Genomic DNA, 13926 nt, shown 5'->3' with positions numbered 1-13926 from the left:
CGGATCCTTCCCCGCGTCAGCGGATCTCGAGGATCTTCTCCCGCATCGCGTAGACCACGGCCTCCATCCTGGAGTGCAGCTGGAGCTTCTCCAGGATGTTGCGCACGTGGTTCTTCACCGTGTTCTCGGAGATGAACAACTCCTTGGCGATGTCCCGGTTGTTCATCCCGGTCGCGACGAGCTTGAGGACTTCCAGCTCACGGTCGGTCAGCCGGGGCGCCGGTACCAGTCGGCGCTCGTCCGTGCGCTGGATCATCGACTTGAACTCGGTGAGGAGCTTGGACGCCATCGACGGGCTGATCTGCGACTGGCCGTCGGCCACCGCGCGAATCGCGGTGGCGACCTCGTCGGTGGAGATCTCCTTCAGGAGATAGCCGGTCGCGCCCGCCTTGATCGCTTCGTAGAGATCGGCCTCCTCGTCGCTGATCGTCAGCATGATGATCTTCGCGCTTGGAGCGACTTCCTTGATGGAGGTGCAGGCCTCGATTCCGCCGCGCTTGGGCATCCGGACATCCATCAGCACGATGTCGGGCAGCAGGTCGGCGGCTTTGTCGACGGCCTCCGCCCCGTCGCCCGCCTCGCCGACGACCTGGATGTCCTCCTCCTGGGCGAGGACGATCTCCAGGCCGCGTCGGAAGAGGGCATGGTCATCCACCACGAGGACCCGGATCGGCTCTTTGCGGGAGTCCCCGCTGTCCGAATCCGATCCCTCGGGGGTGGCCGCGCCATCAGGCTCTCGCCCGCTGTGCACCGGCCCGAAGCTGTCCGCCATCGTTCCTCCCCCTGAAGGCCGTGGCCTGAATTCGTGTTCGGTCCTCCAACCGCTGCTCTCAAAACACCGGTTGGCGTGCACGCCATGATTTCATGCCCGGACGACAGTGCGGTGATCCCGTGGCCACCACGGGGTCGCACGGGGGTGCCCCTGGGGGCGCAAGGGGCGCTCCAGGGGCACCGTGACGGACAGAGTAGAGGTGGCGCTGGGGCTGTGGGTCAGCCGCCGAGGGCACCACCGGCGCCGCCGCCCTCGGCGAGCGGGTCGCTCTCCAGATGGATGACGCCGTAGTCGTATGCGTGCCGCCGGTAGACGACACTCGGCTGCTTGGTGTCGGAGTCGACGAACAGGTAGAAGTCGTGACCGACGAGCTCCATCTCGTAGAGCGCCTGGTCGAGGGTCATCGGGGCGGCCCGGTGCGTCTTCTCGCGGACCACCAGCGGGCCTTCGCCCTGCACTTCGATCGAGCCCATCATCGTAGTGGGCACCCCGCCGGACTCCTCGCCCACCAGCTGGCCGTTCCCGTTGAGCTGTGCGACGCCCGGCACCACGTCGGCGACCTCGGCTGCCGACAGCCTGCCGTTGCCACGGCGGGTGTACCGCTTGTCGTGCTGCTTGCGCAGTCGCGCGTCCAGCTTGTCGCTGGCGAGGTCGAGCGCTGCGTACGGGTCGCCTGCTGCCGCTTCCGCCCGGATCACCGGGCCTCGGGAGTGGAGGGTGATCTCTACACGGTCCGACCTGTCGGCCTGCCGCGGGTTGTGCTCCTTGGACACCTCGACGTCGAGGCTGATCACCTTGCCGTCGAGCTTCTGGATTCTCTCCAGCTTCAGCTTCTCGGCCACGTGCTTGCGGAACCGCTCGGGCACCTCGGTCTTGCGGCCCTTGACGACGATGTCCACGCAGAACTCCGTTCCCGGATCGCTCAGAACGGCTCCTCGGCCGTCGAGCTTCTCCCTTTGCACCAGACTCCGGTGAATGCCGGAGCCTCGGACTTGGCGACTTTCACCTCCTCCTCCCCAGCCGGCAAGATCCCCACCCCACCGACCCGAGGTTAATTCGCCCTGAACTCCTGTCCTGTAGGCGCACCCGTGCATTCGCTGAGGCGTAGCATTCGCCATTCCTCACAACCGAACATAGCTCGTTCGGACGGGTGTCGGCACCCGCTACCGCCACATACCTCCGTTCGGGTGTTCTCACCTCTCACCACCTGCAACGATGCAAGTTCTCAGTCAGTTCCGGTTTATTTCGAACGACGACGGAGAACATGCGACTACCGCCGCCGCGGCGTGTGCGAATCCCCTTTCCGGCGTGCCGTTTTCCGCCGTGCCTTCACTCCGTGCCCGAATGAACGGCAGGTGTACGGCACTGAGTGCCCGCGCCGCCTCCGTCAACGAGGCGCCCGTGGTCATCAGATCGTCGACCAGCACCACCCGGCCGCCCTCCATGAGCCGCGCGCCTCCGGCCACGACCTCCAGCGCCCCGGCCAGATTGGCGAACCGTCCACGGGCACCGAGCCCCGACTGGTCCGCCACGGCGCGGCGCTGGCGCAGCACCGGAATCACCCGAGCGGCCCGCCCCCGACTGCGCAGGCGGCCCGCCGCCGCGAGCGCGATGCGCCGGGTCGGATCGTGGCCACGCGCCCGCACCGAGCGACGTGAGGAGGGCACCGGTACCAGGAGAAGGGGGCCGGTCCCCGAGGCGTCACAGCGCCCGGCAGCAGCCTCCACGGCGCCCGCGAGCGCCGACCCGAGAGGTCCGGCCAGACAGAGCGCGCCACGCTCCTTGTGGGCGAGAAGGATCGAACGTACGGCGTCGGCGTACGGCGCCGAGGCATGGACGACCGGCAGCCCGGCCGGCTCGGGAACGGGCCGCACCCGGCGCGGGCCGGGGCCTGCCAGCTCCTCCCGGCACCGCGGGCACAACTCCGTACGGGGCCTGCCGCAGCCTCCGCAGGCGACCGGCAGCACCAGTCCGGCGATCTCGCGCCACCACCCCCGCATGGCTCCACTGTCCTCCTGCCGGACCCTGGCGGCCACCCCTGTGGACAACGGGTCGGCGAGGTCCGGCCACGGGCCGGGAGCCGGCCCTCCCGGGCGAGCGGGGGCCGGAGAACCTGCGTTCGGCGGCTACCCCGGATAGACCGGCGCGGAGCCCGCGACCTTGACCATCCGCTGCCAGTTCGCGCCCGGCATCAGACGCACGATGCCGTCGTTGCCCGAGTCGGCGACCACCGGTGCGCGCTCGTCGTTCGGCGCGGCGACGGCCGTCACCCCGTTCAGGCCGGGCAGCACCGAAGCCGTGGAGGTCGCGCCGTCCGTCTGGATGTAGCGGATCTGCTGGACGCCACCCGCCTCCTTGCCGACCACGACGAGCCTGCTCGGACCGGCCCAGGACACGGCAGTGACGGCCTCCATCCGCGGCGCGACGGGCTGCAGATCGACGACCGACACGGTCTGCTGCGTCCCACTGCCCTCTCGCTCCACCCGGCCGATCTTCAGGGTGGTGCGGCCTTCCTTCTCCTTGAGCAGCAGCGCGATCCGCACGCCGTCCGCGGAGACCCGCAGCGATTCGACCCGGGCCCCGTCCGCGAGCCAGGGGGCCCGGACCTCGACGGGTTCCCCGGCACCACCCGGGACCATCCACAGGCGCGGCTTCACCGGGTCGCGGTCCGCGACCCACAGATCGCCCCGGCCGTCCCAGCTCGGCGCGGACAACCGGTCCTCGGGCCGGGCCGCACCGCTCGACACCAGCGCGGGAGGCAGCTCGTCGTCGGAGAGGATCGACGCCACGCGCAGCTCCCGTCCGTCCTTGCCGACCCCGGCCGCCCGGCTCTCCTCACGGTCCACCGCGACCGACCGCAGCGGCATCGCGCCCTTGCCGAAGGGCCCGAGCGTCGCGTCCGCCTCCGCGTCCTCCTTGCCGCCGACCGGCAGCGTCTTCACCATGCCGTGCTCGTCGACGAAGAACGGGTTCTCCGCCCTGCCCGAGTCGTGCACCGGGGCGAACTCCTCCGCCTGCGCCTTCGACAGCACACACAGCCGCCCGCCGTCCGAGCCCCGCTGGAGCTCCACCTGCTCGACCCGTACGGACGTCAGATCGCCGAGCGTGAACAGCAACTGAGCCGCCATCCGCCGGCACACCTCCCCGCCCACCCGGTCGGCCTTGGCGTTGAGCGGCACCTTCAGCGTGGACTGGTCGTCCGTCGTGAGCGAGGTGACGCCCTCCTTCAGCTCCGTACCGGAGGGAAAGCGCGAATCCACCGCCGGCTTCAGCCAGTTCGTCGGCCCCTCGAGCAGGGCCTTGACGGTCTGGGTCACCGGATCCATCCGGGTCACCGGGTCCTGCCGCTGCCGGATGTACACCGGGTCGGCGACGACCCACTCCTGCCCCGAGGCGAAGTAGTACTTGTTGACGGAGCGGTAGTTGCGCTGGAAGTCGGCCTCACTGAGCACGAGCCCGGGCGGCAGGTGGTCGATGCGCCACTCCTTGCCCTTGCCGTCCGCGGAGGGCTGCTGCACCACGTGGATGAAGTCCTTGTACTCGGCAGGGCTCATCGGCTGGTACGCATGCCGGGCGTCCACCGTGGCGATCTGTCGGCCGCGGATCGGATACGACCGCCCCTGGCTTTCCGGGTCCGCGATCCGGTCGGCCTGCTCACGGTCCGGCGCCGTGGTGAGCACGGTGATGCTCTGCCCGGGCTTCCAGGTCCGCGCGGCATCCTTCGTCAGATACTTCCGGGCCGTGGCGAAACCGGGGTCGTCACTGGTCATGGCCTCGAGGAAGCCGTCGACGATCTCGTCGGGCTCCGCGTTCTCCCGCGGCTGCACGGCATACACCCGGACCTGCGAGTCGCCCGGGTTGGACGCCTTCACGCTCCGTACGTCCCCGCTGTCGGGCATCGTCGCGCAACCGGTCGCCAGCACGCCGCCGCAGGCGAACAGCACACCTGCCCGCACGGCACCGGACGACCGCTGCCCTCGAGAGTCAGCGCTCACCTGTTCGGTCCTCCCCCTCGGCGTTCGCCGACGCCATCGCCTCACCGCTGTCGGCCTCGGCCGCCGTCCGCGCGACCACCCGCGCACCACTGCCCGGCAGGGCCGTCGGATCCACCGTGGCCCGCGGCACCGTCGGAAGCCGCGGCGGCACGGACAGCGCCGGACGGTCCCCCGGGTGCTGCACCGGCACGGTCGCCCGGCGTGCCCCGCTCTCCCGCCCCCGCTCGGCGGCCGCCGCCTGCTCACGATTGCGCCGCGAGTCCTCCGGCTCCAGCGGGATCGGGGATCCGCGCAGGGGCTCGTCCGCCGTCCTCGGCAGGGTGAGCCGGAACTGCGAGCCACCGCCGGGCTCGCCCCACGCCTGGAGCCAGCCACCGTGCAGCCGCGCGTCCTCCACCGCGATCGACAGGCCCAGGCCCGTACCGCCGGTGGTACGCGCGCGTGCCGGGTCCGCCCGCCAGAACCGGTTGAAGACCCGGGTCGCCTCGCCCGGCTTGAGCCCCACGCCGTAGTCCCGTACGGCCACGGCGACGGCACCGCCCGCGGCGGCCAGCCGGACGATCACGTCCCGGCCCTCGCCGTGCTCGACGGCGTTGACGACGAGATTGCGCAGCACCCGCTCGACCCGGCGGGCGTCCGCCTCGGCCACGACCGGCTGCTCGTCGCCGACGACCACGATCCGGCCGCCCTTGCGCTCGGCGAGCGGCTCCGCGCCGCCGATGACCCGCCGGACCACCTGACGCAGGTCTATCGGCTCGGCCTCCAGCGCCGCGGCTCCCGCGTCGAAACGGCTGATCTCCAGCAGATCGGCGAGCAGCGACTCGAAACGGTCGAGCTGGTCGCCGAGCAGCTCGGCGGAGCGCGCGGTGACCGGGTCGAAGTCCATCCGGGCCTCGTGGATGACGTCCGCCGCCATCCGTACCGTCGTCAGCGGTGTACGCAGCTCGTGCGACACGTCCGAGACGAACCGCCGCTGCATCCGCGACAGCTCCTCCAGCTGCTGGATCTTCAGCTGGAGGTTCTGCGCCATCTTGTTGAAGGCCTCACCGAGCCGGGCGATGTCGTCCTCGCCGGTGACCTTCATCCGCTCCTGGAGACGGCCGGCGGAGAGCCGCTCGGCGATCCCCGCCGCCATCCGCACGGGTGTGACGACCTGGCGCACGACCAGCCATGCGATGGCGCCGAGCAGCACGACCACGAACAGCCCGGCGGTCGCCAGCGTGCCCTTCACCAGGCCGAGGGAGTCCTCCTCGTGCGTCAGCGGGAAGAGGTAGTACAGCTCGTACTGGGTGCCCTCGGCGTCGTTGAGCCGCTTGCCGATGACCAGCCCGGCCTCGGAGTCCTTGCCGTTGGTGTAGTGGATCCGGGTGTACGTCTGGAAGGTGCCCGCGCCCTGGCCCACGTAGTGCCGCAGGTCGTCGGGGATGCTCGTGGCCGGATCGACCTCGCCGGAGGCACGGGCTCCGCGGCTCGCGGGTCCGTCCGAGTCCTCCAGGGACAGCGCGACCACGTTGAAGGCGCTCTGGCCACCACTGGCGAGCTGCTCGACCAGCGTGGAGCGCCAGGTCAGCGAGGCACCGGCGCGGCCGCCGTCCTGCCCACCGGGCACGTACGGGGTCGTCGCCGCCTTGTCCTGGGCGGCCGAGAAACCGCCTGCGGCCTGACTCTGGGCGGCCTGTTCCTTGGCCTCACGCAGACCGTTGCGGACCTGGCCTATGACGACCAGGCCGAGCAGCAGCACCACACCGAGTGACATCAGCAGGGTGCCCGCGACGACGCGCAGCTGGATGTTGCGCCGCCACAGCCGCACGGCGGGCAGCAACGGACGGCGCACCCAGCGTGCGAAGAGCCGGAGCACCGGTCCACCCGGTGCCCCGTCCTGGAGCAGGCGTCCGCCATGGAACAGACGGCCGAATCGCGAGCCCCCCCGCCTCGGTCCGGCAGTCCGCCCCGACCGGACTCCCGGTTCCCCGGGCTTCGGAGCAGTACTGCCTATGCTCATGTCAGCTCGGCCCCGCCTTGTAACCGACACCCCGGACGGTGACCACGATCTCCGGGCGCTCCGGGTCCTTCTCGACCTTCGAGCGCAGCCGCTGGACATGCACGTTCACCAGCCGGGTGTCGGCCGCGTGCCGGTAGCCCCAGACCTGCTCCAGCAGGACCTCGCGGGTGAACACCTGCCACGGCTTACGGGCCAGCGCGACGAGCAGATCGAACTCGAGCGGCGTCAGGGCGATGGACTGCCCGTCCCGCTTCACCGAGTGACCGGCCACGTCGATGACCAGATCGCCGATGGCGAGCTGCTCCGGCGCGGGCTCCTCCGACCTCCGCAGCCGCGCCCGGATACGGGCGACGAGCTCCTTCGGCTTGAACGGCTTGACGATGTAGTCGTCCGCCCCGGACTCGAGCCCCACCACCACGTCGACGGTGTCGCTCTTGGCCGTGAGCATGACGATGGGCACCCCGGACTCGGCCCTGATGAGCCGGCACACCTCGATGCCGTCCCTGCCGGGCAGCATGAGGTCCAGCAACACCAGGTCCGGCTTGGCCTCACGGAATGCGGCAAGCGCCTTGTCGCCGTCCGCTACGAACGACGGCTCGAACCCTTCACCCCGCAGCACGATGCCGAGCATCTCGGCCAGTGCGGTGTCGTCGTCGACGACAAGAACGCGTCCCTTCATATCGACATCATCCCATTTCCGTATCAGTCTCAAGGCGGCTGGTGAGATACCTCACTGACCTGCGGCATCGTCCCGGATCGGCTTCCGATGACCGTCCGTGTCCGTGGGTGTTGATGTCAGTCATGGATGTCACCCCCGTGGCCGCCCAGAACCGTACCCCGCGCCGCTGGCCGGGGCCTACGGTCGAGAGCCGCCGGATCGGACAGCAGAACCACGAAACCGAAAGCATCGCCGAGCACTCCACCCGATCGGCGGCTCCCCGGGCGCCCCACTCGCGGCTTCGGGTCCCCGAGCGGCCCGCCAGTGTGGTTCTCCCGCGCCGAGGGCACGGGAAGGGGTGAGTGATGACAGCTTCCGCCTCGGGCCTCAAGCCGGCCTCACCGAGCGGCTGGGACGCTCGCCTGTACTGGCAGTGGATCGGCTACCACACGATCGCGTTCGTCATCGTTCTGACCGTCGGCTTCGTACTGGCACTGCTGGGCAGCGACGCACTGCCCGCCAGTCAGAGCCTGGCCCTGGGCCCCCTGATCGCCACGACGCCACTGACCGGCCGGGCCTTGCTGTGGGTACTGGCTCCCTCGGCCCTGACCGTGCCCACGAATCCGTCGTCACCGTGACACCCGACCACTGTCCTGGGGAGAGACACTGGGCGCCGCTCAAGACCCCGGTCCGATCCGGAGCGCTCGTCCCCGCCCTGCCCGCCGCCGCTGCGGTTTGTGCGCACTGATCAGGCATCCGCCCAGTCTGCCCTCTGTAGCGCCCGCAATGAAGACGAGAATGGGGATACGGCCCCCGCCCACCGGCGGGCCCCTCGTGGCACGATGGCTCACGGCCCGCCGCCCGGACAGGCGATCGGCCGCAGAGACCGTGCCGGCTCGCCGGCCCCGCGACCATTCCTCGAGGTGGACGACCGTGAACGACACTCCGGGCTGGACCTCGCCCGGATCTGCTCCCTCCGACGGCCAGGACGGTACCGGGGTTCCCCGGCCCGCGACGCCCGGTGACGCGAACGGCTCCGCCCCCCAGTGGTCCAAGGACCAGCCGCCCGCCGGACAGTGGTCCCCGCCGACCGCCCCCGTCCCCGGCCAGGCCCCCGCACCTCAGCCCGGCCAGGGCTGGGGCGGTCCGCCGCAGCACGGGAACTGGGGCAAGCCGCCGGCCGCCAAGCCCGGTGTGATCCCGCTGCGCCCTCTGGGCATGGGCGAGATCCTCGACGGCGCCGTGTCGACGATGCGCACCTACTGGCGAACGGTCCTGACCATCACGGTCGCCGTCGCCGTGATCTCGCAGGTCGCCGACATCCTCGTCCAGCGGTTCCTGGTCCCGACACCGCCCGCGATCGACCCGAACGCCTCCCCCGACGAGGCCATGGCGCAGCTCGGCGACTCCCTGCAGACGTCGCTGGTCGGTTCGATCCCCGCGATCCTCATCCTCCTGATGGCGACGCTGGTGAGCGCCGCACTCCTCACCGTGGTGATCAGCCGCGCGGTCCTCGGCCGCCCGGTCTCGATCGGTGCCGCCTGGCAGGAGGCCCGCCCGCGACTGCTCCGGCTGCTCGGGCTGACCCTGCTGCTCCCGGTGATGAGCGCGGCGATCGTCTTCGGCGCCATGCTGCCCGGAATCCTCCTCGGCGACGTGACCGGCGGCGCGCTCGTCGTCCTCGGCGCCATTGCCGGCGTGGTCGTCGTCGTCTGGCTGATGATCCGCTTCAGCCTGGCCTCGCCGGCCCTGATGCTGGAGCGACAGGGCGTCCTCCAGTCGATGAAGCGCTCCGCCAAGCTCGTGCAGGGCTCCTGGTGGCGCATCTTCGGCATCACGCTGCTGACGCAGCTGCTGCTCCTCATCGTGGGGATGATCATCACCGTCCCCTTCGCCATCCTCGCGATCGTCGTCGACGGCGAGGGCTTCAGCGGCCTGGCCTCGGGCTCCACCCCCGAGTTCGGCTGGTCGTTCCTGATCATCACCGGCATCGGCGGCGTCATCACCAGCGCGGTCACCTACCCGATCTCCGCCGGTGTCACCGTCCTCCTCTACGTGGACCAGCGCATCCGCCGCGAGGCCCTGGACCTCGAACTCGCCCGGGCCGCCGGCCTCCCCGGCTACGGCCCCGCACCCGGCGAACACGCCACCGGGAGCTGACGGGGTGCACAACACGGGGGGCATGACCACGGCGCGGCTGCCGATCCGGGCCGGCGACGACGTACCGCTGGACATCCCCCGCGTCCCCGCCCGAGAGGCGGCGGAGCGGGAACTGTCCAAACCGATGTACCACGAGAACGACCCCAGCCTTCTCGAACGCGGCCTCGACCGCTTCTGGGAGTGGGTCGACGACCTCTTCAGTTCGGCTTCCGGGGCAACCCCCGGTGGCCTGCTGGGACTTCTCGCGATCGTCGTGGTCGTGCTCGCCCTGGTCGCCGCCCTCTGGTGGCGGCTCGGCACCCCGCAGCGGACCCCCACCACAGGGGACTCCCTCTTCGAGGACGGCCCCCGCACCGCCGACCAGCACCGGACCGCCGCCGCCCGGCATGCCTCCGCCGGCCGCTGGAACCAGGCGGTCCAGGAGCGGATGCGGGCCATCGTCCGCTCCCTGGAGGAACGCACCCTCCTCGACCCGCGCCCCGGCCGCACCGCCGACGAGGCCGCCGCGGAGGCGGGCCGCTCCCTGCCCTCCCACACGGACGAACTCCGTTCCGCCGCACGCTCCTTCGACGACGTCACATACGGCGGCCGCACGGCCGACGAGCCCGCATACCGCCGCATCGAGGAACTGGACGTGTCCCTGGAGCGGACCAAGCCCACCCTCGACACCGCAGCCACGGGGGCGCCCGAATGAGCCGGCCGCGCACCAGCGCCACCTCGGCCTCCCTCTCCGCCCGCCAGATCTGGACCCGGACCCGCGGAGCACTCCTCGTGCTCGCCCTGATCCTGATCGGCGGCATAGTCCTGGCGACCGTGCAGTCGTCCGACCACCACGGCCACCTCGACCCCCGCTCCGCCGACCCCAACGGCAGCCGAGCCGTCGCCGAGATCCTCAAGGCCCAGGGCGTGAGCATCCGGGTGGTCACCACCCTCGACGAGGTCACCGCCGCCACCGAAGCCGACAGCACACTCCTCGTCACCACCCCGGACCTGCTGACCGACCATCAGCAGTCCGTGCTGCACAAAGCCATGACGGATTCTCACGGCCGCACCGTCCTCGTCGGCGCGGGCCGTCCCTCCCTCGGCACCCTGGCCCCCGGCGTCACCGTCGCCACCAGCACCTCCGTGACCACCCGTGAGCCCCAGTGCTCCCTGCCCGCCGCCGTCCGCGCCGGCAGCGTCGACATCGGCGGCGAGCGGTACACCACCGGGATCGACTCGGCCGACTCCTGCTACCTCGGCGACGGGATGGCCACCCTGCTCAGGGTCCCGACCTCCGGCGGCGACACCGTGCTCCTCGGCTCCGCCGACTTCCTCACCAACGAGCGACTCGACAAGCAGGGCAACGCCTCTCTCGCCCTGCAACTCCTCGGCTCCCGCAGCCATCTCGTCTGGTACCTCCCCTCCCTCTCCGACACTTCCGCCACCGAGGGCGAGTCCCCCGACAGCGCCACCGACAGCTTCCTCTCGCTCATCCCCTCGGGCTGGCTCTGGGGCACCCTCCAACTCGCCGTCGCCGCCGCCCTCGCCGCCATCTGGCGAGCCCGACGCCTCGGCCCCCTCGTGACCGAACGTCTCCCCGTCGCCATCCGGGCCTCCGAGGCCACCGAGGGCCGCGCCCGCCTCTACCGCAAGGGCAACGCACGCGACCGCGCGGCCGCCCTCCTGCGCACCGCGGCCCGCGCCCGGATCGCCCCGCTCCTCGGCGTCGCCACCCAGGACGCCCACTCCCCCGAGACCCTGCTCCCCGCGATCTCCGCACGACTCGCCGAGACCGCCGCAGACCCCCGGGACCTTCTCTTCGGCCCGGCTCCCGCCGACGACGCCGCTCTCATCCGCCTGGCAGACCAACTCGACGCCCTCGAAAGAGAGGTACGCACCTCATGAGCGCCCCGACCCCCGAGACCGCTACGAACTCGGACAGCGCCCGCGCCTCCCTGGAGGCCCTGCGCACCGAGATCGCGAAGGCGGTGGTCGGCCAGGACCCCGCCGTCACCGGACTCGTCGTCGCCCTGCTCTGCCGGGGCCACGTCCTCCTCGAAGGAGTCCCCGGCGTCGCCAAGACGCTGCTCGTCCGTGCGCTCGCGGCCACGCTCGAACTGGACACCAAGCGCGTCCAGTTCACCCCCGACCTGATGCCGAGCGACGTCACCGGTTCACTGGTCTACGACGCCCGTACCGCGGAGTTCTCCTTCCAGCCCGGTCCCGTCTTCACCAACCTGCTGCTCGCCGACGAGATCAACCGCACGCCCCCGAAGACGCAGTCCTCGCTCCTGGAGGCGATGGAGGAGCGCCAGGTCACCGTCGACGGCACGCCCCGCCCGCTGCCCGACCCCTTCATGGTCGCCGCGACCCAGAACCCGGTCGAGTACGAGGGCACCTACCCCCTCCCCGAGGCCCAGCTCGACCGCTTCCTCCTGAAGCTCACCGTCCCGCTGCCCTCTCGCGAGGACGAGGTCAACGTCCTGACCCGGCACGCGAACGGCTTCAACCCCCGCGACCTCCAGGCCGCCGGTGTCCGTCCGGTCGCCGGCCCCGCCGCACTCGAGGCCGCTCGCGACGCCGTCGCCAAGACCTCGGTCTCCCCCGAGATCGCCGGCTATGTCGTCGATATCTGTCGTGCCACGCGTGAATCCCCCTCGCTCACCCTCGGTGTCTCCCCCCGAGGCGCCACCGCCCTGCTCTCCACCGCCCGCGCCTGGGCCTGGCTCACCGGCCGGGACTACGTCACCCCGGACGATGTGAAGGCCCTGGCGCTGCCCACTCTCCGCCACCGCATCCAACTGCGGCCCGAGGCCGAGATGGAGGGCGTCACCGCCGACTCCGTCATCAACTCGATCCTCGCCCACGTCCCCGTACCCCGCTGAGAACGGCGCCCCATGGCCCTCACCGGACGAACCGCACTGCTCGCCGCCCTCGGATCGCTCCCCGTGGGCATCCTCGCCCCCAGTTGGACGGGGATGCTCGCGGTGAACGCGCCCCTCTCACTCGCAATTCTGTGCGACTACGCGATGGCCGCGCCAGTGCGAACGCTGCAGTTCACCCGAAGCGGTGACACAACAGTTCGACTGGGTGACGGGGCGGAGGTACAACTCACGGTCACCAACACCTCGCGACGCCGCCTGCGCGCCCAACTCCGCGACGCCTGGCCGCCCAGCAGCTGGCTGCCGGGCACCGACCAGGCCGCGTCCCGCCAGCAGCTCACCGTGCCCGCCGGCGAACGCCGCCGGATCACCACGGCCCTGCGCCCCACCCGCCGCGGCGACCGCCACGCGGAGCGCGTCACGGTCCGTTCCTACGGCCCCCTCGGCCTGGCCGCCCGGCAGGGCAACCACGACGTCCCCTGGACGGTCCGGGTCCTGCCGCCGTTCAACAGCCGCAAGCACCTGCCCTCACGACTGGCCCGCCTCCGCGAACTCGACGGCCGCACCAGCGTCCTCACCCGCGGCGAAGGCACCGAGTTCGACAGCCTTCGCGAGTACGTCCCCGGTGACGACACCCGCTCCATCGACTGGCGAGCCACCGCCCGCCAGACCACCGTCGCCGTCCGCACATGGCGCCCCGAGCGCGACCGCCACATCCTGATCGTGCTCGACACCGGCCGCACCTCCGCGGGCCGAGTCGGCGACGTCCCGCGCCTCGACGCCGCGATGGACGCCGCTCTGCTCCTCACCGCCCTCGCCTCCCGCGCCGGCGACCGCGTCGACCTCCTGGCCTACGACCGCCGCCTGCGCGCCCAGGTCCAGGGCCGCTCGGCCGCCGACGTCCTGCCCGCAGTGGTCAACGCCCTGGCCCCGCTCGAGCCCGAGCTCGTGGAGACCGACGCCCGCTCCCTGGCGGCCACCGCGCTGGCCCGGGCCCCGCGCCGCTCGCTCCTCGTCCTGCTCACGAGCCTCGATGCGGCCCCGATCGAGGAGGGTCTCCTCCCGGTCCTCCCTCAGCTCACCCAGCGCCACACGGTCCTGGTCGCCTCGGTGGCCGATCCGCACACGGCCGCCATGGCGGCGAACCGCGGCACGATCGACGGCGTATACGAGGCCGCTGCCGCCACCCAGGCCCAGGCCCAACGCCAGCGCACGGCGGACCAACTCCGCCGCCACGGCGTCACGGTCGTCGACGCGACGCCTGACGATCTCGCCCCCGCGCTGGCAGACGCCTACCTCGCGCTGAAGGCGGCCGGCCGCCTCTGAATACGACTGTGGGCTCCCCTCGGGGTGTCCACAGAATGATGCCGACTGGTCCAGAACGCAGAAAAGCCCCGCACCATAAGGTGCGGGGCTTTCCCACAATGATTGTTCGGCGGCGTCCTACTCTCCCACAGGGTCCCCCCTGCAGTACC

General features: G+C 71.3%; 12 protein-coding genes. 6 read left to right on the top strand and 6 right to left on the bottom strand.

All coding sequences use genetic code 11. The features are described 5' to 3' along the window. Positions 1-16: 16 nt before the first annotated feature. The 6 genes from ACFVZW_RS24925 to mtrA form a co-directional block, all read right to left on the bottom strand. Entirely contained in the window at positions 17-772 is a 756-nt protein-coding gene (locus ACFVZW_RS24925; RefSeq protein WP_384525180.1) for a response regulator, read from the bottom strand. Positions 773-990: 218 nt separating this feature from the next. Next, positions 991-1671, bottom strand: a complete 681-nt coding sequence (hpf, locus tag ACFVZW_RS24920) for a ribosome hibernation-promoting factor, HPF/YfiA family (RefSeq protein WP_384525177.1) — start codon at positions 1669-1671, stop codon at positions 991-993. A gap of 330 nt (positions 1672-2001) precedes the next feature. Then, positions 2002-2772, bottom strand: a complete 771-nt coding sequence (locus ACFVZW_RS24915) for a ComF family protein (RefSeq protein WP_384525174.1) — start codon at positions 2770-2772, stop codon at positions 2002-2004. Positions 2773-2898: 126 nt separating this feature from the next. Then, complete coding sequence (locus ACFVZW_RS24910) at positions 2899-4767, bottom strand: LpqB family beta-propeller domain-containing protein (protein WP_384525172.1); 1869 nt, start codon at positions 4765-4767, stop codon at positions 2899-2901. Continuing rightward, a complete protein-coding gene (gene mtrB, locus ACFVZW_RS24905; protein WP_384525169.1) occupies positions 4757-6769 on the bottom strand; it encodes an MtrAB system histidine kinase MtrB in 2013 nt (670 codons plus the stop codon). Before mtrB ends, ACFVZW_RS24910 begins: the two co-directional genes overlap by 11 nt. A 1-nt stretch (position 6770) precedes the next feature. Beyond that, on the bottom strand, positions 6771-7448 hold the full coding sequence (gene mtrA / locus ACFVZW_RS24900) for a two-component system response regulator MtrA (protein WP_009333493.1): 678 nt from the start codon (positions 7446-7448) through the stop codon (positions 6771-6773). A gap of 344 nt (positions 7449-7792) precedes the next feature. Here mtrA and ACFVZW_RS24895 point away from each other — a divergent pair, with 344 nt between their 5' ends. From ACFVZW_RS24895 to ACFVZW_RS24870, 6 genes are all read left to right on the top strand, one after another. Then, positions 7793-8065 carry a hypothetical protein gene (locus ACFVZW_RS24895; protein ID WP_384525166.1) on the top strand — a complete coding sequence of 91 codons (273 nt, stop codon included), beginning with the start codon at positions 7793-7795 and terminating at the stop codon, positions 8063-8065. A gap of 295 nt (positions 8066-8360) precedes the next feature. Next, on the top strand, positions 8361-9587 hold the full coding sequence (locus ACFVZW_RS24890) for a hypothetical protein (protein ID WP_384525163.1): 1227 nt from the start codon (positions 8361-8363) through the stop codon (positions 9585-9587). 22 nt (positions 9588-9609) lie between these two features. After that, positions 9610-10281 carry a DUF4129 domain-containing protein gene (locus ACFVZW_RS24885; RefSeq protein WP_384525229.1) on the top strand — a complete coding sequence of 224 codons (672 nt, stop codon included), beginning with the start codon at positions 9610-9612 and terminating at the stop codon, positions 10279-10281. Further along, entirely contained in the window at positions 10278-11474 is a 1197-nt protein-coding gene (locus ACFVZW_RS24880) for a DUF4350 domain-containing protein (RefSeq protein ID WP_384525160.1), read from the top strand. Before ACFVZW_RS24885 ends, ACFVZW_RS24880 begins: the two co-directional genes overlap by 4 nt. Continuing rightward, complete coding sequence (locus ACFVZW_RS24875; RefSeq protein WP_384525158.1) at positions 11471-12454, top strand: AAA family ATPase; 984 nt, start codon at positions 11471-11473, stop codon at positions 12452-12454. The genes ACFVZW_RS24880 and ACFVZW_RS24875 overlap by 4 nt, the downstream gene beginning before the upstream one ends. A 12-nt stretch (positions 12455-12466) precedes the next feature. Further along, complete coding sequence (locus ACFVZW_RS24870) at positions 12467-13777, top strand: DUF58 domain-containing protein (RefSeq protein WP_384525155.1); 1311 nt, start codon at positions 12467-12469, stop codon at positions 13775-13777. The last annotated feature ends 149 nt before the right edge of the window (positions 13778-13926 follow it).

Origin of the sequence: Streptomyces sp. NPDC059567 (assembly GCF_042735655.1) — a bacterium.
In the GTDB taxonomy this organism is placed as follows: domain Bacteria; phylum Actinomycetota; class Actinomycetes; order Streptomycetales; family Streptomycetaceae; genus Streptomyces.
This window is presented reverse-complemented; position numbering and strand designations above follow the sequence as displayed.